This window comes from Streptomyces globisporus C-1027 (assembly GCF_000261345.2).
GTDB lineage: Bacteria > Actinomycetota > Actinomycetes > Streptomycetales > Streptomycetaceae > Streptomyces > Streptomyces pakalii.
This window is the reverse complement of the sequence record NZ_CP013738.1, coordinates 807874-828192: the sequence shown is the minus strand read 5'-3', so window position 1 is coordinate 828192 and position 20319 is coordinate 807874. Positions and strand designations below refer to the sequence as shown.

Here is a 20319-nt window from a genome sequence, read left to right as displayed (position 1 = left end):
GGTGCTCCATGGCCGATGTCGGTAACGGCGATCACCGGCTCCCTCGGCTGAAACTGGACGAGCTGCTCGACGAGCTGCAGGTACATATCGACCGGGTTCGGGGAGCCCGGGACCGGCTGAACGGCTTGCTGGACGCTGTCATGTCGGTGGGACGGGAATTGGCCCTTCCCCAGGTCCTGCGTGACATCGTCGAAGCCGCCGTCTCCCTCGTCGATGCCGAGTACGGAGCCCTCGGTGTGGTGGGGAGCGATCAAAAGCTCGCTGAATTCCTTCCTACCGGTATCGACGGCGAGACATGGCGACAGATCGGCGGCCTCCCCACAGGACACGGAATCCTGGGCGAATTGATACGCCACCCGGAACCGCTGCGGTTGTCCGAACTCTCCGACCATCCGGCGTCTGCGGGATTCCCGCCGCACCATCCGCCCATGCACTCCTTTCTGGGAGTCCCCATCCGCGTGCGCGATGAGGTGTTCGGCAACCTCTATCTGACAGAGAAGCGTGGGGCTTCTGATTTCGACGCGGAGGACGAGGCTGTTGTCTCGACCCTGGCTGTCGCAGCAGGAATAGCCATCGAGAATGCCCGCCTCTACGAGGAGAGACGCATCAGAGAGCGGTGGCTCGCAGCCAGTTCCGACCTCACCCGTGCCCTGTTGTCGGGCGAGGACGAGACAGAGGTTCTCGAGGAGATGCTGGCCCAGGCGGTCGACATAACAGGAGCGGATCTCGGTGTCTTCTACCTCATCGGTCCTGCGGGGGAGATGACCGGTTCGCTGGCTCTGGGAGAGAAGGCCGAGTCTCATCGGGGCGTCGTCCTCCCCAGCAGTCGGGGCACGCTCGCCGCCGCAGCTCTTGCTGAAGAGGGCCTGATCACGGTAGAGAACGTCAGTAGCGACCCGCGAGTGCAGGTACAGCCTGAGCGGTGGGACGGCTTCGGGCCCGCGGTAGCCGTCACGGTGGGGACCAAGGAACGGCTGAGCGGAGTCATGATTCTCGGACGCGTCCTGAACAGGCCGGCGTTCGTGCACGCGGAGATCGCAGCACTGCCCGGATACGTTGGGCAGGCAGCCTTGGCACTCGAACTGGCCGACCACCGAAGCGACTCCGAGCGGATGAGTCTGCTGGCCGACCGTGAGCGGATCGCCAGAGACCTGCACGATCTGGCCATTCAACGCCTGTTCGCCACCGGAATGACGCTGCAGAGCGCCCGCCCCCTGGTGGAACACCCGGAAGCGGCAGAGAGACTGGCCCGTGCCATTGATGATCTGGACACCACCATCAAGATCATCCGAACCACTGTTTTCGGTCTCAGAGAGCGTGAAACTCCGGGACAAGGGTCGAAACTTCGCTCCCGATTGGTCCAGACAGTGGACGCTGTCACCCCCGCCCTCGGATTCGCACCAGCCCTCCGCATGGAAGGGCTGATCGACACCGAGGTCCCGCGAATGGTGGCCGACCATGCGGTCGCGGTCGTGGCCGAAGCCCTCAGCAATGTCGCCCGACACGCGGGGGCACGCCGGGCTGAAGTCTCGGTCGTCGCCGACGACGGCGTTCTCACGGTGACGACGAGCGATGACGGGGTCGGTTTGCGCGTACCCGACGATCGGGGGCGCGGCGGCATCTGCAACCTCACGGAACGGGCTGAGGGGTTGGGAGGCACTCTTTCTGTCCGCGCGAAGCCGCATCCACGGAAAGGCACCGTGCTGGAATGGCGGGTACCTCTTTCCCCACCCACACCTGACTGACGTGAAAGCCGTCCACCGAAGCCCGGAGGGTGCCATCACTGCCCGTGCTGCCGATGTTCCCTGGCCTCGGCTGAAATGACAGCTGCCTGCACCCGCCGCTCGACCCCGAGCTTCCCGAGCAGGCGGGAAATGTGGTTCTTGACGGTCTTCTCCGACAGATACAGCCGCTTGGCGATCTGCCGATTGGTCAGTCCTTCGCCGATGAGATCGAGAACGGAGCGCTCGCGCTCGGAGAGGACAGAGAGCCGCTCGTCCTCCGGCGGCGCATCTGCCTCGGCCTCGCGCAGGGACCGCATGAGCCTGGCAGTGGTCGACGGGTCGAGCATGGACCGTCCTGATGCCACGGTACGGACGGCCGACACCAGATCCGAACCGTTGATCTGCTTGAGCACATAGCCGGCCGCGCCCGCCATGATCGCGTCGAGAAGCGCGTCCTCGTCGTCGAACGAGGTGAGTATCAGGCACGCGAGGTCGGGCATGCGTGATCGCAGTTCCCGGCAGACAGCGATGCCGTTCCCGTCGGGCAGCCTGACATCGAGTACGGCTACGTCGGGTCTCAGCGCCGGCCCGCGGGCCAGGGCTTGGTCCGCTGTGGACGCCTCGCCGACGACAACGAGATCCTGCTCGGCCTCCAGGAGGTCCCGCAGTCCACGGCGAACGACTTCGTGGTCGTCCAGCAGGAAAATGCGCGTCACGGCGGTGTCGGTGTGCGTTGGTGTATCGCCCATCTCCGGTCCTTGCCATCGGATGCGACTGCTGAGCCCCTTCTGTCATTGTCCCAGGAGGGAAGGTCCGGGTGCATGCGGTGGACCGGTCCGTCGATCTCACACGGCCGAGAGGGATGTGGCCAAGAGCTGTCCCGTAGGGTTCCCGCTTGCCTATCCGGTGACTTCGTTCCGGCGGTCGGCGCCCTGCGCCCGCTGCTCCGACCGGGACGCACCCGGGTTGGAGGAGGATGGCCAGCAGGACTGAGGCGCCGGTCCCCTCGGTCCTGTGCTCAGCGCCCGGTGGCGGTCGGGACGGCAGTGCGGGCCGCGGTGTCGTGGAGCCCCAGGCGCAGATGCTCGACGTGGTAGAGGGCTTGGTCGAGAAGCTCGGCGACGTGGTTGTCGTAGAGCGAGTAGACGATGGAGCGGCCCTGCCGCTCACCGGTGACCAGGCCCAGGTTGCGCAGGAGCCGGAGCTGGTGGGAGCAGGCGGAGGCTTCCATGCCGACGGCCTCGGCGAGCTCGCCGACCGCGCAGGGCCCTTCCTGGAGGCGGGCCAGGATGTAGAGCCGGGAGGGTGTGGCGAGGGCCTGGAGGGTAGCGGCGACGTCGGCGGTGCCGACCGCGTCGAGACGTTCGCGGGTGCTGGCGCTGCTGGTGGTGGTGTCGCGTCCGTGGCCCATGGCCCCATCATACCGATGACACATGAAGAGCTGTTCATATGTTCCTGTGCGGTGGAGGTGTAGCCCCGTCCGCCCGTGAAGGGTTGTTTTGTCATGCCTTCTGTCCTGGACCAGCAGCGGTCCGCGCCGCCCGTCGGCACCGTGCGCCCGGAACCGCCCCGACGTCGCACCCGCCTGCTCGCGCTGCCGCAAGCCCGCTGGGCCCTCGCGGCCCTCGCGCTGTTCCTGCTCGCCCTGCCCCTCTGCCTGCTGGACGGCCCGGCCTGGCTGTGGGGCACCCTGTTCGCCGCCACCTACGTCACCGGCGGCTGGGAGCCGGGCTGGGAAGGCATCAAAGCCCTCAAGGACAAGACGCTGGACGTGGACCTGCTGATGGTCGTCGCCGCGCTCGGCGCGGCCGCGATCGGCCAGATCCTCGACGGTGCTCTGCTGATCGTCATCTTCGCGACCTCCGGAGCCTTGGAAGCGGTCGCGACCGCCCGCACCGCGGACTCGGTGCGCGGCCTGCTCGATCTCGCGCCCACCACCGCCACCCGGCTCCTGCCCGACGGCACCGAGGAGACGGTCGGCACCGAGCAGTTGGCGGTCGGGGACATCGTCCTGTTCCGGCCGGGCGAGCGGGTCGGCGCCGACGGCCGGGTCCTCGACGGAGCCTCAGACGTCGACCAGGCCACCATCACAGGCGAGCCGCTGCCCGTCGCCAAGCAGGCCGGGGACGAGGTGTTCGCGGGCACCGTCAACGGCACCGGCGCCCTGCGCGTCCGCGTCGAGCGCGACCCGTCGGACTCGGTGATCGCCCGGATCGTGAAGATGGTCGAGGAAGCCTCCGAGACCAAGGCCCCCACCCAGCTGTTCATCGAGAAGATCGAGCAGCGCTACTCGATCGGCATGGTCATCGCGACCCTCGCCGTTTTCGCGGTCCCGCTCGCCTTCGGCGCGACCCTGTCCTCGGCGCTGCTGCGGGCGATGACGTTCATGATCGTGGCCTCGCCGTGCGCGGTGGTGCTCTCCACCATGCCGCCGCTGCTCTCGGCCATCGCCAACGCAGGACGCCGCGGCGTCCTCGCCAAGTCCGCCGTCGTCATGGAACGCCTCGGCCAGATCGACACCGTCGCCCTGGACAAGACCGGCACCCTCACCGAAGGCACCCCCCGGGTCACCGACCGGCACTCGCTGCCCGACAGCGGCCTGGACGAGGACGCGCTCCTGGCGCTGGCGGCGTCGGCCGAGCACCCCAGCGAGCATCCGCTCGCACGCGCCATCGTCGCCGCGGCCCGCGAACGGGGCCTGTCCCTGAGCGACACAGAGGGCTTCACGTCGACCCCGGGCCAGGGCGTCACCGCCACCGTCGGCGGCCGGACCATCACGGTCGGCGCCCCGGCCCGGCTCCTGAACGACGACGCCCACCAAGCGGTCATGGCCGAGCTGGAGGAGGCCGGACGCACCGTGGTCGTGGTCGTGCGCGACCAGGTGGCGGTGGGCGTGCTCGGGATCACGGACCGGCTGCGACCGGACGCGGCGGCCACCGTCGCGGCCCTCACCCGCCTGACCGGGCACACCCCGGTCCTGCTGACCGGCGACAACGAGCGCGCCGCCCGCCACTTGGCCGCCGAGGTCGGCATCACCGACGTGCGTGCCGGGCTGCTGCCCCAGGACAAGGTGGCGGCCGTGAAGGAGTGGGAGGCCCAGGGACGCCGGGTGCTGGTCGTGGGCGACGGCGTCAACGACGCCCCCGCGCTGGCCGCCGCGCACTCCGGCATCGCGATGGGCAAGGCCGGCTCCGACCTCGCCCTGGAGACCGCCGACGCCGTCGTCGTCCGCGACGAACTCGCCACCATCCCCTCGATCGTGCAGCTCTCCCGCACCGCCCGCCGCCTCGTGATCCAGAACCTGGCCATCGCCGGCACGTTCATCGCCGTCCTGGTCGCCTGGGACCTGATCGGCACCCTGCCGCTGCCCCTCGGCGTCGCCGGCCACGAGGGATCCACCGTCATCGTCGGCCTCAACGGCCTGCGCCTGCTGCGCGAAACAGCCTGGCCCCGCCCCACCAAGGACGCCACGTGAGCGAACAAACCCGCCGCGCGGCCCACCGTCACCGTATGCCGAGGCTGCTGCTGCGGCACCCCCAAGGTTCCCGGCCTCGATCACACCGCCCTCGTGGCGTTGATTGGTCGAGGTACTCGCGGATCCTGTCCACGATGGTGGTCAGCGGGTTCATGTCGTCGTCCACGGCGGCCTCCGTCTCGGTGCTCAGGCGGGGGAGGCCGGGCAGGACCTTGGCCGTACCTGGGCGGCATCGCCTTGATGACCCGCCGCATCAGCCGAGGCGCCAGCGGCCTTGCCCGCCTCCCCGTCACATCACACCGGCCCCACCGGGTCACCTGATTGCGGCGCCCTCCGGTGTCCACCGGTCAGGGGGCCAGCTTGAGAACCACATGACCCGGCAGACGGTGGCCGGGGAGATCTTGAACAGCGGGGCGACCTGCCGCATCGTGAGGTTGGTCCGGTAGTAGACGGCCACCAGCAGGACCCGGTCCGCCAGCGGGACCATCCCCTCCCCGCTCCCGTACTACCTTCACCAACTTCTCGAACCGTCCCACATCGGCTCAGCCTGCAACATCCCACCCATACAGGAGGAATGCCCTATCTCAGACGTTCCGCAACAGCCTTTAGCCGAGATCCATCCGTACGTCCACGACTCCTTCGACCGCCCGGGCGGCCCTCGCCAGGACGGGCACCATGGAACGGTCCGCCATAGAGCCCTTCAAGGTGACCACGCCCTCCTCCACCGTGGCGTCGAGATCCGACGGTGGGGAGATCGGTTGGAGTACCTCTCTTCTGATCTCGGCGAGGAGATCCTCATCCGGTCTGAGGAAGACTTTGAGCAGATCGCCTCGGCTGACGACTCCTTCCAACATGCCCTCCGAGTTGACCACCGGAAGACGTTTGACGTGTTTGCGCGCCATAATGCGGGCCGCCTCGGCGAGTGGGGCGTCCGCGTGCACGGTGACTGCCGGGCTGGACATGAGGTCCTCCACCAGCACTGCGGCGGACTTGAAAGCTTCGTCGAGTTGCGCGGCGGCAGGCGGACCACTCCCACGAAAGGCTTCCTTGTGAAGCAGATCCGCTTCCGAGACCACTCCGACGACACGTCCTTCGCCCGCGAGTACCGGCAGCGCACTGACCTTCGCCTCCGCCATCAGCTCCACCACCTGTCGGTAGGAGGCATGGCTGCCGACGGCGACGGGGGCATGGGACATGACGTCACTGACGGTGTGCGGAGTGACAGACACGATGACCTCCTCCTGTTCACTGTCCAGTCTCTGTTCTCCCCCGGGTGCGCGGAAGGGGCCGGTCGGCCCCTCCCGCGCACCCGGGGGAAGGGCCGATCTGATCGTCAGGACGAGGCGCATGCCCCTTTCCAAGGCGTCTCGGGGATATCTCTTAGGTGCCCTGGGGGCCGGGGTCACCCGCCAGGGGGTGATCCTCTTCCGCCGGCGCAGGAGCGAGGCGGAAAACGGGAAGATTCGCGTGTCAGGCCCGGACGAGATGAAGAGACATGAGATGAGCGAAGAGACCTCCGGACGTAGCCGGGGCGGCACCTTGTCAGGGCCGGGCCTCAACGGCGCGCATCGTTCGCGCAGAGGGGCAGCGGCGGTAGCGATTGTGCGCGCCGTGTCCGTCGCCGTTGGGCTGGTCACCGCCTACTACCTACTGCCTTTGGACGAGCGACTCACGCCTGGCACGGCGGTGCTGTTGGTGTCCGGGCTGCTTGTCGTCCTGCTTGTCTTCTGTTGGGAGGTGCGAGCGATCACGCGTTCTCCGCACCCCCGCCTGAGAGCCGTCGAGGGCCTGGCTGCCACGCTGGTTCTCTTCCTGGTCCTCTTCGCCGCCTCCTACTACCTGCTGGACCGCTCCGAGCCCGGATCGTTCAGCGAAGCGCTGACCAGGACGGACGCGCTGTACTTCGCCCTGACTACCTTCACCACTGTCGGCTTCGGCGACATCACAGCACGCTCTCAGACGGGACGCGTGCTTACGATGGCGCAGATGGCAGGGGGACTGCTGCTCGTCGGTGTCGCCGCCCGGGTGCTCGCGAGCGCCGTACAGGCGGGGCTGAGCCGCCGGCACCGGGAGCCGCCGGATCCGACTGGTGCCGGTGTCGTGCCAGGGCAGAAACCTGACCGGAACGGCCCCCGGTGACGTCACAGACACCCTGCTTCTCCGGCAGCACCCAGGTAATGAACCTATGGTTCCTGGGCCTCTGAGCGGGGCGCGCGGTGCCATCCATTGGTTCAGGCTCGTCAGGTGCGGCTCGTGAGGACCACGCCGCCGTGAAGCGCGTACTCGTCGAGCAGTCGAAGCCGGGTTCCCTGTAGTCGGTAGGCGAGCACGGACGTCACCCAGTTGCCGATCATCGCGCCGAAGGCAGGGTCCTCGTTCATGGCCGTCCGGACTGCTGTCGCGTCGAATTCGTCGGCGCGCACAGGCGTCTCGGCCTCGGCGCTGTTATGCCATATGTAGGGCCGGAGCAACCACGACCAGCCGACGAGTTCGCCGGGACCGAGCCGTTCGATGATGGCCGACCCCCGGCCGGGCACACGCATGTCCAACGTGACCGCCCCGGATCGCACGATCCAGAAGCGGTCGGCGACGCTGCCTTCCTCGAAAAGCCGGTTGCCCTGGGGGAAGTTGTGCTCACGACCGTACTCCATGAGCCGCTCGCGATCCTGCGCGCTGAGTGCGTTGGCCAGCCGGGCGGGAGAAAGAGTTCGCATCATCGGCCTCCGATCCGTACCCCCCCCTTCCAGTGTCCCTTGGTGAGTGGCACAACGAGGGGGCCGAACGGTCCACTGGGAAGCGCACAGATAGAGCCTTCTGTGGTGACGCCTCCGGTCATGCGGCGCCGGGGCTGTCCTTCTCGAATCGATGGAACCCCGACGTCCGCATTTCACGGCCGTCCGGGAAGAGCGCGAGCGCCTCGTAGCCGGTCATTGACCCCAGCCAGTCAAGCGCGTCGCAGCCTCGGGCGAAGGCCGCGGTGGCGAACGCGTCGGTCATGGTCAGGCCGGGGCCGAGGACCGTCACGGACGCGAGATCGGTGACCGGGACGCCGGTGTCCGGGTGAAGGATATGGCAGCCGCGTTCGCCGGTGCCCGAGGTCGCGATGGCCAGATCATGGTGAACGGTGATGACCGTGGCCATGGTGCCGGGGCGCAGTGGGTGGGCGATGCCTATGTGCCATGGCGCACAGGCATCTGCCCGACCCTTGACCTGGAGGTCGCCTCCGCCGTTCACGCAGAAGTTCCGCGCGCCCGCGTCAATGAGGAGCTGCGACGCGGCATCGACCGCCCAGCCCTTGACGAGCCCTGAGGGGTCCAGGCGCCCGGCGGGCGTCATGCTGAACCAGCCGTCGGACAGAGCGGTGGCCAGATCGCAGAGGCGCATCACCTCGCGGACCTGCTGCGGGCAGTCACCGAGGGGAATCTCCTGACGGTCCAATCGGCTGATGTGACTTCCGGGCCGGTAGGTGGAGAACACCGCGTCGATGCGGTGGAGCAGTCGTACGGCGTCCGTGAGGGCATCGCGGATGGATGAGGTGGGACGGTCGCGGATATCGAAGGAGAAGACCGTTCCCATGACCGGTTCGGCGTGCCGCAGTGCTGGCGCTGACTCAGCCATGGGCCTGGTCCAAGGCGCTCTGCAGCGACTGTATGTAGCCCTGACTGGTATAGCTGGCGCCGGACACGGCGTCGATTTTGGTGCTCTGAGCTTTGATGGCTTCGTGGGTGAGGCGGGGCAGGGAGTAGGCGGCGATCTGCTGGTCGCGACCGTTCTGATCCGGTGCCTTGAGTACCTTGACCGCGGTGATGCGCCCGTTGGTGAGAACGGCGGCCACCTGCACGGCACCGTAGGGTGTGTCGATGGGAGCGCCGGTGAACGTACCGTTGGCGGTCGTCCTGCCCGGCGTGGTTCCCGACGCCGATGGAGCCGGGGCGGTGTGGGGTGGGCTGGTGGTCATGGGGGCCGGGTGATGCGGCTTGAGCGAGAGCAGCGTAACGATCAGGGCGCTCGTTCCGGCGGTGGCGAGAGCGGCTCGGCGTATGGTGGCTCCTCCTCAGAACGCGAACGACTCGTAGTGGATACGCCAGGCAGGTATGCCCACCTGCCTCAAGGCGTTGATGGCCGCCCGGGTCATGCCTTCCGGCCCACAGAGGTAGACGTCGTGTGAAGCGAGGTCCGGCACCAGAGAACTGAGACCTGCGGCGCTGAGCCGTCGAGCCGTCACGGACGGTTCGTCGTCGAGGATGTAATGGACGACGGCTCCGCGGTCGGCGGCGATACGGTCCAGCTCGCCGCGCAGGGCAAGATCATGCGGACGGCGGGCCCGGTAGATCAGTGTCAGCCGACCGGGCAGCGTCTCGAAGAGAGCGCGGAGAGGTGTGATGCCGACACCGCCGGCCACCAGCAGAACGCGGGATGCTGAGACGCGATCCGCCGTGAGGGAGCCGTAGGGTCCCTCGGCCCAGACCCGGGTTCCGGGAATCAGGCGCGAGAGCGCGGAACTGTGGCCTCCGGCGGTCTTCACGGTGATCCGCAGGTGCCGGGGGTGCGGTGGAGCTGAGAGCGAGTAAGGGTTGGCGGCCCACCACAGGCCGCGGGTCAGGAAGCGTCAACGGAAGAACTGCCCCGGCTCCGCCCCCAGCTCCTCCAGATGCCGTCCGCTCAGATGCACCGATACCACGTCGGGTGCCTCCTGGTGGATGGCGGTGACACGGAGGCGGTGGCGGAAGCCCCGCCGGATCGGGACGGCGAACCGATACCAGGCCACCAGCGCGGCGACCCCGAGGAACAGGCTGTACCAGGCGATTCGGGCCGGAAGGTCCCCGACGAAGTCGGCTCCGTCGGAAAGCTGGTGGCCGAAGGCCAGGAAGACCGTGACGTACGTGGCGAAGTGAAGGTAGTGCCAGGTTTCGTAACTCATCCGGCGGCGGGCGGCGCGAGCGGAAAGGACCGCGGTGGCCACGAAGAGCAGCAAGCCCACGGTGCCTTTGAGCAGATCAGGGTAGTACGGGACGGGCGTGGTGGTCTGGCGGACCGGATCAGTGCGCGAGGTCAGGGAATAGCCCCAGATGATCAACAGGGTGTGCGCGATGATCAGCGAGATCGTGCAGCGTCCGCCCAGCGCGTGCCATCGGGCGAGCCGGTCGGTCCCGATGCGGTGATCGAGAAACGGAATTCTGGCCATCAGAAGCAGAAGGACCGCGCAGGCGTACCCGGCCAACAGACCCGTGATGCGTCCGGCGCCGGTGAGCCAGTCCGCAGGGCCGACCACGGAGGATGTGTTGCTCCACCACAAGGCCAGGACAGCTGTGGCACCTGACCAGATGCTCAGTTGCACCACGAAGGGGGTGGCGGGGCGGCCTGAAGCGCGACGACGTACGGGGGGCGGGGCGGACGCGGTGGACTGCGGGGCTTTCATGTGCTCCTCTGGCGGCGACAGGCCGACTGCGGCGACGATCGACCCAGCCTCACAGCTCATCCTCTGCACACCCTCTGAAACAGCCCCGGGGGCCGGTCCCGGCGCCGATTCAGAGGAAACTCAGAGGCACGCCTCCCTCCGTCGGCGCGCCCACCGGGGGATGCCGAAGTAATCATGGAAGAGACACACGAGGCACCCCGCCTCCGCAGCCCGGGTGGAGAACCGGTCCGGATCCTGGTCGTCGACGACGAACCCGACATCACCGATGTCCTCGCCGCCGCCCTGACTGCGGAGGGATGGGAGGTCCGAACCGCCGCCGACGGCGCCAGCGCCCTCGCGGCGGCAGACGTCTTCCACCCGGACGCGGTGGTCCTGGACCGGATGCTGCCCGACCTGGAGGGCCCGCAGGTCCTGCGCCTGCTCCGCCGGACGGACCCCGGGGTCTGCGTGCTGTTCCTGACCGCCCGCGACGAAGTGGAGGACCGGATCGCCGGTATCACCGCGGGTGGCGACGACTACGTAACCAAGCCCTACAGCCTGGAGGAGGTCCTGGCCCGGCTCCGCGGCCTTCTCCGTCGAGCCGGGATGGCCACCGAGCCCGGAGCGCACCGGCTGACCGTAGGAGAACTCGTGATGGACGAGGAGGCCCGGGAAGTCAGCCGGGGCGGGACGGATCTCGAACTGACCAGGACTGAATTCGAACTGCTGCGCTTCCTGATGCGCAATCCGCGACGGGTGCTTTCCAAGGAACAGATCCTCGACCGCGTATGGTCCTACGACTTCGGCGGACGGGCGCACATCGTGGAGCTCTACATCAGCTACCTGCGCAAGAAGATCGACGCAGGCCGTCCCCCGATGATTCATACGGTGCGCGGCGTCGGCTACGTCCTGAAGCCGGAAACCTCTTGAGGAGGCTCCTGCCGCGCACGCTGCGCGGCCAGCTGACGCTGGGGCTGGTCACGCTGCTCGCTCTCGCCTGCCTCGCGGTCGGGGTCACCACGGTGCTCGCCCTCCGCGGATTCCTGATGGGCCGTCTGGATGAGCAGTTGTACGCTTCCGGCGGCCGGTTCGCCGCCAGCCTGGAGCGCGAGAGCGAACCCGACGCGGACAACCGGTCGGACACCCGTGGCCAGGCGGAGCGAACGCTCGGAGCCCGGATCACGGACGGCAGGGTCAGCGAGGCCGCCGTCGTCGAGGACGACACCGACCGGCCGCTTCCCATGACGGCCGAGGACCGCCGCGCCCTGGAGGACATCCCGCTGGACCAGGGGGCGCACACCATCTCCCTCTCGGGCCGCGGCAAGTACCGGGTCACCGCCGTGCGCGGTGATGACAACGACACCCTCATCACCGGCTTCCCCCTGCGCCCGGTCGAAGAGACGGTGCACCGCCTCGCGGCGGTCGAGGCGGCCCTGTTCGCAGGCGCGATCGTCGTCACCGGCATCGCGGGAGGCTTGTAGGTCCGCGTTTCGCTGCGCCCACTGCGGCGCGTCGGCGAGCAGGCCGCCGAGGTGGCCGACCTGCCCCTGGCCACGGGCCGGGTGGCTCTGCCCGGCCCCCTGCCCGATGCCGATCCCCGTACCGAGGTCGGCGGGCTCGGCGCTGCTGTCAACAGGATGCTGGGCCACGTCGAGGACGCCTTGGTACGCCGTCAGGCCAGCGAGGAAAGGCTCCGCCATTTCGCGGCGGACGCCAGTCACGAACTACGAACGCCGGTCGCCAACATCCGTGGGCACGCAGAACTCGCGCTGCGTCACCGTGGCCCCGTGCCCGGTGAGGTGAGGCACTCACTCGAACGCATCGGCAGCGAGTCGAGGCGTATGACACACCTGGTCGACGATCTTCTGCTCCTCGCCCGCCTGGATGCCGGGCGCCCTCTTGAAGAGCGGCCGCTCGACCTGACTCTCCTCATCCTGAACGCCACGGAGGACGCGCGCGCCGCAAGCCCGGACCACCACTGGCGACTTGACCTCCCGGACGCTCCGGTCGTCATCACCGGAGACGCCCACCGACTCCACCAGGCCATCGGCAACCTCCTGGCCAACGCCCGTACGCACACACCCGCCGGCACGGAGGTCTCCATCGCACTGACGGTCTCTGCGACAGACATCGGGATCAGTGTCAGCGACGACGGACCGGGTATCCCCGACGAGCTTCAGCCGGAGGTGTTCAGCCGCTTCGTCCGGGGCGACCAGGCCCGCTCCCGCAGCACAGGGTCCACCGGACTCGGCCTTGCCATCGTTCGAGCGGTGGTCACCGCACACGGGGGGACCGTGCACGTCACCAGCCGTCCCGGCCGCACCACCTTCCGTCTCACGGTGCCCCGCTGAGACTTGCGCGGCCGACGTTCCGGTTCCGGCGCACCCGGCCGCGTCGGCGTCTACGCCCTTGCCCAACCGTGCGTCGCGCGTCGCCCCGCATCTCTGGTCAGGAAAAAGCACAATCGGTGCATGCCGGATGATCGCGATAAAAGTCGCGCCGCGGAGGGCAGTCCCACGTCCGGGATGCCCAGCCCCGCCGACGTACTCCCGGAGCTCGACGACCGCCAACTCGACCTCCTCCGTCGGGTCGGTCAGGAGTGGACCGGAGCCTCGCATTATCCGGCGGGCGTTGGGCGGTCCCTGCCCGTGGACCCTCGACTCGGTGTACTGCCAACCGCCGACCTGGTCACCCCGGAAGGGTTCGGCCGACTGGTCACCATCGGGGGGCCCGCCGGAGGAGCGACGAGCGCGGTTGAAGGGTCCGAGGTGCCGCGCGCGCCAGGTCCGACCGGTCGTGCCCGGCGAGCCCTGCTCGGGCCGCCGCTGAAGAGCACGGCTCTGGCTCGGGAGAGCATGCGCAAGCTCGTCGCGCTGCCGGTCCTCTCCGCGGACGCCCTTTCCTCGGTCGCCTACGGACCGGAGGCGATGCTGGCCGTCCTGGTCCTCGCCGGGGCTGCTGGTCTCGCCCTGTCCCTCCCGATCGCCGGCGCCATCGCGTTCCTGATGCTCGCCGTCAGCCTCTCCTACCGGCAGACAGTTCGAGCCTACCCGCGAGGAGGAGGCTCCTACATCGTCGCGAGCGACAATCTCGGCAGGCTGAGCGGGCTGGCGGCAGCAGCCGGTCTGATGACCGACTACGTGCTGACCGTCGCCGTTTCGATCGCCTCGGGAGTAGCCGCCATCACCTCAGCTCTGCCAGGCCTGGGGGGTGCGACCGTGCCGATCGGTGTCGGGGTCATCGCCGTGCTGTTCGCCGGCAACATGAGAGGCATCCGGCAGGCGGGAGCCCTCTTCGCCGCCCCGACGTACGCCTTCCTCCTGGCCATGTTCGCCCTGTTGGCCGCAGGGGCGGCCGACGCGTACCAGCGTGGCTTCCAGACCATCTCCGCCCCGGCGACCGCACACGCCGCCGAAGGGCTCGGGCTCCTGCTCATCATGCGGGCCTTCGCCTCCGGAGCAACGGCGATGACCGGGATCGAAGCCATCTCCAACGCGGTGCCCGCTTTCAAGCCGGTGCGTTGGCGCAACGCCCGCGTCACCCTCACGGTCATGGCGACCCTCCTCATCACCCTCTTCGCAGGCGTCATGTTCCTCACCCACATGACGGGAGTGGTACCCAACGGCCGGGAGACGGTCCTGTCCCAACTCGCCCACCTCCTGGCCGTTCAAGCGGCCACCGCGGCGGTTCTCCTCCTGGCCGCGAACACGGCATACAACGACTTTCCCCGCGTCCTGTACCTGCTTGCCCGCGATCGCTACGCCCCCCGACTCTTCCTTCGGCTCGGAGACCGTCTGGCCTTCAGCAACGGCATTGCCCTGCTGTCCGTGGCCGCAGGCCTCGTCCTCGTCGCGTTCAGCGGCTCTACAGCTGAGCTCATCCCTCTCTACGCCGTCGGCGTCTTCCTCGCGTTCACCCTGTCCCAGGCCGGCATGGTGGTCCACTGGTGGCGCCTGCGCGACACCCACTGGCACAAGAGCCTGGTGTTCAATGCCATCGGCTGCCTGCTCTGCGCCCTCGTGCTCGTCACCGCCGCGATCACCAAGTTCGCCGCGGGAGCATGGGTCGCCCTCGTCATCATTGCGCTCTTCCTCTTCGCCACCACCCGAATCCGCCGTCACTACGACGAAGTGGCCCGCGCACTGCGCCTGCACCCCGACTCTGCAGAACGGCCCGGACACACCCTCGTCACCTCCCACCGGGCCGGTTCAGGCGCCCTGACCGAACCATCCCGCGGAGAGCAGGAGGAGACACCCGCTGCGATTCACCACCTCGCCGTGGTGGCCATCGCGTCGCTCGACCTCGCCGGACTACGGGCTCTGGCCTATGCCGCCGCACTGCAACAGCCGATGCTCGCCCTGCACATCAGCCCCAGCGACGAGGAGGCCGCACGCTTCCGACGCTACTGGGAAGTATGGGGCGGCCATCTGCCGTTGCGAACCTTGGTCTCCCCCTACCGCGCCATCGCCGGTCCGCTCGTCCACTACGTCGAAGCCATCCACCGCGAGCACCCCGACCTCACGGTGACCGTGATCCTCCCCGAGATCGTCACCCGCCGGTTGCGCCATCGCCCCCTCCACAGCGGCATCGCCGGCCGGCTGCGCCGAGCCCTCAGGCCCCTGCCCAAGGTGGTCGTCACCACCGTCCCATTCCACATCGACTGACGCCCGCTTCTCCTACGCCCTTCAACTCCCGTTCAGGGGCAACCCCCATCACCCGAAAGGCAGTCCTCATGGCGGCTGACGGACGACCGCACGACGAGCCCCACCACCCTTCCCTGGGGCGGCGCCTCAACTGGCTCCGGGCCGCCGTGCTGGGAGCTAACGACGGAGTGGTCTCCACCGCGGGCCTCGTCATCGGCGTCGCGGGAGCCACCGCGTCCCACGCAGCGCTGCTCACGGCCGGCCTGGCGGGCCTGCTTGCGGGATCCATGTCCATGGCGGTGGGCGAATACGTGAGCGTGAGCAGTCAACGCGACTCCGAGCGCGCCGCGCTGCGGCTCGAACAGCGTGAACTGGACGAGACACCCGAAGCCGAACTGGACGAACTGACGGGGCTCTACGAGGCGAAGGGGCTCCCCGCCGCAATGGCCCGAGAAGTGGCCGAACATCTGACCGCCAGGGATCCACTCGCGGCGCACGCCGACGCGGAACTCAAGATCGACCCGCAGGAGCTCACCAGCGCCTGGCATGCGGCCGGAGCGAGCTTCGTCTCCTTCACCGTCGGCTCCCTCCTGCCCCTGACCGTGATCCTGCTGGTGCCGGCCTCGTACCGGGTAGCCCTCACCGCCGCTGCGGTTCTGGCGACTTTGTGGTTCACCGGAACCGCGAGCGCCCGGCTGGGCGGCGCCCCCGTGAAACGGGCCGTCCTCCGCAACGTACTGGGCGGCGCACTCGCGATGGCGGCCACCTACGCGGTGGGCACCGCCCTGGGATCGGCGGGAATCTGACTCATGCGGGCCACGGAAGACCCCGGCGGGGCATCCTGCACCCGGCAAAGCCTGTCGACCGGTGTCAGTTCCCCGTGGTGCTGAAAGACCCTTGCCACACGGACTTGGCGCCCGAGTCTCCGATCCGGTACACCTGCACAATCGAGCCCGCTGCGACCGCGACCGACAGGACGGCGGCGATCACCCAGACCAGGGTTCGTGGCCGTGCCATCGCAGCTGCGTCGAGCTCGGTGCTGAAGGAAGGGATCCCCGAAGAGGACGCGCGCCGGTAGGCGAACCAGATCGCCGTCGCGGTCACGAAGACGCCGACCGCCCACGGAAGCAGCCCATCGCCGAGCTCCGTGTGTTTCTCCAGGAGCGACGTCTCCTGGACCCTTTCCTCCAACCACTCTCCCGCGTTCGTGGTCAGGGCACGAAGACGAGCGCGACCAGCGCCAGGGCCGGCAGAGCCAGTCCGAAGCGCCGCATGATGGGGGGCCAGGCCGCACACGCGACCAGACACAGCGCGGCCAGAGGCAGCAGCACGACCACGGCGTGTACCAGAAGCGGGTGGGCGGGAATTCCGTTGATCAGTGTCGGTTCCATACTGACTCCTTCACAGTCGGCCTGGCCAGGAAGCGATATACCGCAAGCCCGCACATAGGGTCGGTCGTAAGGGGTGCAGCAACGAGAACCCTCTCCACAAGACAATCGGCCACCACCGATATGGCGCAGCAGGGGCGTCGTGCCTCCCTCGTCACGAGCACGCGTGGCGGCGTCGTGCCGGGGCGCGCGGGCACAGGAACGAGCGCGTGAGACGGCACCCCGCTCCGTGCCGCCAGCCTGAGTGGCGGAGATACAGGGCCGGTCGGCCCTACCCTGCGGCGGGTCTGGTACGGCAGCCTCGACAGTAACCGGGAACTCTCTACGCGGGATGCCCTGGTCAGGCGATGTCGCGTTCTTACGGCCACTCGCCGATGCTCACCCTGGTTTGGAGCGAGACATGACCATCTTGATCATCACCCTGGTTGTTCTGTTCGCCCTGGGACTGATCACGCTCGCGATGGCGGTACGGATTGTCCGGCAGTACGAGCGGGCTGTGCTCTTCCGGTTCGGTCGGCTGATCGGCACGCGCGAACCCGGGCTGCGCTTCATGATTCCGTTCGTCGACGTCTTGCATCGCGTTTCGCTGCGCATTGTCACGATGCCCATCCAGTCCCAGGGCATCATCACCCAGGACAACGTCAGCGTCGATGTCTCGGCGGTGGCCTATTTCCGTGTGGTCGACGCCGTCAAGTCGGTCATCGCGATCGAGAACGTCAACTCCGCGATCAACCAGATCGCCCAGACCACGTTGCGTAAGGTCGTCGGACAGCACACGTTGGACCAGACGCTGTCCGAGACGGAGCGCATCAACCTGGACATCCGTCAGATGCTTGACGTGACGACTACTGAGTGGGGCGTCGAGGTCACGTTGGTAGAGCTCAAGGACATCCAACTACCGGAGTCCATGAAACGTGCGATGGCCCGACAGGCCGAGGCCGAGCGGGAGAAGCGTGCCAAGATCATCGGTGCTGAGGGCGAGTCCCTGGCGGCCGCTTCCCTGGGCGAGGCCTCCGACACGATGATGGATCACCCGCTCGCCCTGCAACTTCGCAATCTGCAGAGCCTGGTGGAAATTGGTGTGGACAAGAACACCACCGTGGTCTTCCCCGCACCGTTGATGAGTACGATCGGGGACCTTGGAGCCTTTCTCGACCGCGAAGCGACGGCAGCTACGGCATCACCCGGCTCCGAGCCCGGATCAACAGTCGCGCTGGGCAAGCCGACCGGCGATGCGGCGCAGGGCGAGGCGGCCGGGACCATGCGTTCTACGTAGGCGCGCGCACGGTTCACCCAGCAGATCCCTTAACCGCTTCAAGCGTTGTCGTCGCATCTGGATGAGCATCATCGTCGACTGGACACAGGGGCGAAAGCACTGTTGCCGGGGCGCCACGGCATGATCAGGACCGCTCCGCTTAGGGGCCGGGAGCATACGGGCCGGTGTGGGAGCGGCGGAACCGGAATCCGAGCAGGCCCTGCTGGGGCGGGTGCGTCACCCCGGCAGATGGGCAATGCCACTGCTGATCACCGCTTACGGCGGAAAGTTCCAACGGTTACCCACCCGTGGTCGAAGGACCACCTCGCGGAGCGGAGCCGGGTCATGGCCGCGACCACCAGCCGCATCGCCCTCGTCGTTCAGGCAGAACTCGACGGCGCTGAGTACCCCACCGGCATCCGCGTCAACGACGACGAGATCGCCGCAACGCCCATGACCTGCCATTGCTTGCGCGGTGACTGGGCACATCCAAAGGATGGGCCTGGCAGGTTGAGTTCTTTGGCGCAGCTGTCCGGTCGTCTTTGTGGTAGCTGTTGGCCGCCCCGTCTCTTGAATGTGCTGAGGGCGCGACCTACTGGGTTGCGGTCCTTGCACAGCGTGTACCTATGGCCGACCGAGCGCCCCCGACATCCCTTCTCCCTGCGACTGGCGGTCGGTCGGCCTCTCCGGAATTGCCGCCTTGATGTCGCCTCTGCGCAGTGGGCGCGTTGGGCAGGGCTGGAGTACGCCTTGTTTGCGGCAACCGCGTCCGGCCGGCCACATGGAACGGCTGACCGGGACACGCACCGCTGTCTTGCAGAGGACCGGGGGGCGTGGGCGGTCCGCGGCCTGCCCGCCGGGGGGGGCAGCATCGCTCGACCGCGAGGTGGCCCTTGCTGGTGAGTCCGGAATGAGAGTGGCCAGTTCGGCGGCTTGGGGCGGCCGCCAATTTGTCATGGGATGCGCGGGTTTCGCTGGCGGGCGCTCCAGCGGTGGAAAGACCAGGGGGGTTGATCAGGCAGCGGACCGTGATGACGGTGCGGGGATCCCGCCAATGGCTTTGGGTCAAGTCCGCTTGCGGCTCGCGATCTCCTCGGATAGCCGCTGCACGAGGGCGGGGTCCGCGGACCGGGTAAGGGCGACGTAGTGGTCCCTGACGGTCGGCCGATAGAGCACGGGCAATGTCTGTCCCGGGGCGAGTCGGGCGAGCTCGGTGATCGTAAGGTCCTCATCTGCGATACCGCGGAACGAACTGCCGTCGGCGGTCTCCACGTCCAACATCAAGACCACGCGCGGGTTGCTGTTGACCTCCCGCCAGTCAACGAGAACGCCGAGCGCAAGCTCTCCCTTACGCAATTCCGCATTGCGCTGCCGTGCATCACTGCTCAGGAGCGGGTTCGGGGCGACGCCCGGGAATTCGGGCCCGACACCGAGCGATTCCCGACTTAGGTCGGGTCTGAGCTGTGCCATTACATCGTTGAGCTTCTTCTGCGCACTGAACATGTTGAGGGTGAGCTTCTTCTTCGAATCGAACATCCTGACCCCTTCCTCACGCCGGTGCCGGAATCTCGGCCGGGTACTTCGCGCTCCGCACGATTGTACGAGCGTATCGGCAGTCGGTGCTGGCAACAGAGCAGGGCACGGTTCACCCGGTTATGGAGTTCCCTACGCTTCATGATCACCGAGCGATCCGTGCCTGCCGTCCCATCGCGCACCTCGCCCCGGTCCCTCGGCGATCAGTTCCTCGCGCCCCTGCCCGAGCGCGAGGACCGGCACCCGTTGGGCTGTCTCTAACCCCGGATCAGCGACGCCGTTGTCTCCGACAGGCTGGTGCAGGTCCCTGGTCTTCGGCTGCGGATACGAACGCGCCGCCGACGAACACTGCTCGGTCACCACTTTGCGCCGACGCCGTGACGAGTGGACCTCCGTAGGCGTGATGGAGAGGAGAGCCTGCGGCTGCTCTCCCTCACCGCCTACGACTGCATGATCAGCCTCGAACATGACCGCCTGAGCGCGGACGGCTGCTTCACCGAGCCGCCTTCCGGCGGTTCGAGCGCCGGGAAGAGCCCGGTCGATTGAGCCAAACTCGGTTGGAAAAGCTCGCAGTTGACCGACTGCTCTGGTACACCCCTGGTCGTCGAGCCGGCACCGGCCAACGTCCGCGACCACGCCCTGCTGCCCGGCACCCTGACCGCTTCAACCCCCTCGAACAGGTCCTCGGACCGCTGCCGGAGTATCCGCCTGTTGCTCTGGGCACCGGCTACGACTACCGAATCCACGACGACCTGGCCGGCCGCGAGATCGATGCCCGTATCGCCCTGCGCGGCGCGAAGACCACTGACCGGACCGGCGCCGGTGGGTCGTCGGGCGTACGAACTCCTGGATCCCGCGTATGCGATGACCTCACTGGCAGATTCCCTTACGCGTCTCTCTGGA

The 20319-nt window shown here is 67.9% G+C and carries 16 protein-coding genes and 4 pseudogenes; 9 read left to right on the top strand and 11 right to left on the bottom strand.

All coding sequences use genetic code 11. The features are described from left to right. The first annotated feature begins 8 nt into the window (after nucleotides 1-8). The gene (locus WQO_RS03480) at nucleotides 9-1745 is read left to right on the top strand and encodes a sensor histidine kinase (RefSeq protein ID WP_029181867.1); all 1737 of its coding nucleotides are present in this window, start codon (nucleotides 9-11) and stop codon (nucleotides 1743-1745) included. A 35-nt stretch (nucleotides 1746-1780) separates the two neighbouring features. Here WQO_RS03480 and WQO_RS03475 read toward each other — a convergent pair whose 3' ends face one another. Beyond that, nucleotides 1781-2473, bottom strand: coding sequence for a response regulator (locus WQO_RS03475; RefSeq protein WP_029181868.1), 693 nt, complete (start codon nucleotides 2471-2473; stop codon nucleotides 1781-1783). Between the two features lie 269 nt (nucleotides 2474-2742). After that, entirely contained in the window at nucleotides 2743-3135 is a 393-nt protein-coding gene (locus WQO_RS03470) for an ArsR/SmtB family transcription factor (RefSeq protein WP_010056217.1), read from the bottom strand. Between the two features lie 93 nt (nucleotides 3136-3228). Here WQO_RS03470 and WQO_RS03465 point away from each other — a divergent pair, with 93 nt between their 5' ends. Continuing rightward, on the top strand, nucleotides 3229-5199 hold the full coding sequence (locus WQO_RS03465) for a heavy metal translocating P-type ATPase (RefSeq protein WP_010056218.1): 1971 nt from the start codon (nucleotides 3229-3231) through the stop codon (nucleotides 5197-5199). 370 nt (nucleotides 5200-5569) lie between these two features. Here WQO_RS03465 and WQO_RS34735 read toward each other — a convergent pair. Together WQO_RS34735 and WQO_RS03460 are read right to left on the bottom strand one after the other, a co-directional pair. Beyond that, nucleotides 5570-5735 (bottom strand): annotated as a pseudogene (locus WQO_RS34735) (helix-turn-helix domain-containing protein); the annotation flags it as partial. A 69-nt stretch (nucleotides 5736-5804) separates the two neighbouring features. Further along, nucleotides 5805-6428, bottom strand: a complete 624-nt coding sequence (locus WQO_RS03460; protein ID WP_029181869.1) for a CBS domain-containing protein — start codon at nucleotides 6426-6428, stop codon at nucleotides 5805-5807. 271 nt (nucleotides 6429-6699) lie between these two features. Between WQO_RS03460 and WQO_RS03455 the strand changes: the two genes are divergently transcribed. Beyond that, the gene (locus tag WQO_RS03455) at nucleotides 6700-7338 is read left to right on the top strand and encodes a potassium channel family protein (RefSeq protein ID WP_029181870.1); all 639 of its coding nucleotides are present in this window, start codon (nucleotides 6700-6702) and stop codon (nucleotides 7336-7338) included. A 101-nt stretch (nucleotides 7339-7439) separates the two neighbouring features. On the opposite strand, the gene WQO_RS03450 is transcribed toward WQO_RS03455, so the two are convergent. The 4 genes and pseudogenes from WQO_RS03450 to WQO_RS03435 all read right to left on the bottom strand — a co-directional run bounded on the left by WQO_RS03450 (nucleotide 7440) and on the right by WQO_RS03435 (nucleotide 10618). Then, nucleotides 7440-7916 (bottom strand): cyclic nucleotide-binding domain-containing protein, encoded by a 477-nt coding sequence (locus tag WQO_RS03450; protein WP_010056223.1) that lies wholly within the window; start codon nucleotides 7914-7916, stop codon nucleotides 7440-7442. Nucleotides 7917-8031: 115 nt separating this feature from the next. Then, complete coding sequence (locus tag WQO_RS03445; RefSeq protein WP_010056224.1) at nucleotides 8032-8775, bottom strand: FAD:protein FMN transferase; 744 nt, start codon at nucleotides 8773-8775, stop codon at nucleotides 8032-8034. A gap of 34 nt (nucleotides 8776-8809) precedes the next feature. Continuing rightward, nucleotides 8810-9157 carry an FMN-binding protein gene (locus WQO_RS03440; RefSeq protein ID WP_010056225.1) on the bottom strand — a complete coding sequence of 116 codons (348 nt, stop codon included), beginning with the start codon at nucleotides 9155-9157 and terminating at the stop codon, nucleotides 8810-8812. Between the two features lie 96 nt (nucleotides 9158-9253). Continuing rightward, nucleotides 9254-10618 (bottom strand): annotated as a pseudogene (locus WQO_RS03435) (ferredoxin reductase family protein). A 174-nt stretch (nucleotides 10619-10792) separates the two neighbouring features. On the opposite strand from WQO_RS03435, the gene WQO_RS03430 reads away from it, so the two are divergent. The 4 genes and pseudogenes from WQO_RS03430 to WQO_RS03415 all read left to right on the top strand — a co-directional run bounded on the left by WQO_RS03430 (nucleotide 10793) and on the right by WQO_RS03415 (nucleotide 16046). Then, nucleotides 10793-11527, top strand: coding sequence for a response regulator transcription factor (locus WQO_RS03430; RefSeq protein ID WP_010056226.1), 735 nt, complete (start codon nucleotides 10793-10795; stop codon nucleotides 11525-11527). Then, nucleotides 11524-12948, top strand: a pseudogene (locus tag WQO_RS03425) (sensor histidine kinase). The gene WQO_RS03430 and the pseudogene WQO_RS03425 overlap by 4 nt, the downstream one beginning before the upstream one ends. A 504-nt stretch (nucleotides 12949-13452) precedes the next feature. Next, complete coding sequence (locus WQO_RS03420) at nucleotides 13453-15261, top strand: APC family permease (RefSeq protein WP_202970402.1); 1809 nt, start codon at nucleotides 13453-13455, stop codon at nucleotides 15259-15261. 68 nt (nucleotides 15262-15329) lie between these two features. After that, nucleotides 15330-16046 (top strand): VIT1/CCC1 transporter family protein, encoded by a 717-nt coding sequence (locus tag WQO_RS03415; RefSeq protein ID WP_029181872.1) that lies wholly within the window; start codon nucleotides 15330-15332, stop codon nucleotides 16044-16046. A gap of 64 nt (nucleotides 16047-16110) precedes the next feature. Here WQO_RS03415 and WQO_RS36690 read toward each other — a convergent pair whose 3' ends face one another. Beyond that, nucleotides 16111-16431, bottom strand: a complete 321-nt coding sequence (locus tag WQO_RS36690; protein ID WP_010056229.1) for a hypothetical protein — start codon at nucleotides 16429-16431, stop codon at nucleotides 16111-16113. A 20-nt stretch (nucleotides 16432-16451) separates the two neighbouring features. After that, on the bottom strand, nucleotides 16452-16631 hold the full coding sequence (locus WQO_RS36685; protein WP_010056231.1) for a hypothetical protein: 180 nt from the start codon (nucleotides 16629-16631) through the stop codon (nucleotides 16452-16454). Between the two features lie 397 nt (nucleotides 16632-17028). Here WQO_RS36685 and WQO_RS03405 point away from each other — a divergent pair, with 397 nt between their 5' ends. After that, on the top strand, nucleotides 17029-17904 hold the full coding sequence (locus WQO_RS03405; protein WP_010056232.1) for a slipin family protein: 876 nt from the start codon (nucleotides 17029-17031) through the stop codon (nucleotides 17902-17904). A 1044-nt stretch (nucleotides 17905-18948) separates the two neighbouring features. Here the strand turns inward: WQO_RS03405 and WQO_RS03400 are convergent. Next, the gene (locus WQO_RS03400) at nucleotides 18949-19419 is read right to left on the bottom strand and encodes a hypothetical protein (protein ID WP_010056234.1); all 471 of its coding nucleotides are present in this window, start codon (nucleotides 19417-19419) and stop codon (nucleotides 18949-18951) included. Between the two features lie 156 nt (nucleotides 19420-19575). Between WQO_RS03400 and WQO_RS34730 the strand changes: the two are divergent. Then, a pseudogene (locus tag WQO_RS34730) lies at nucleotides 19576-20269 on the top strand (IS5/IS1182 family transposase); the annotation flags it as partial. Nucleotides 20270-20319: the final 50 nt, after the last annotated feature.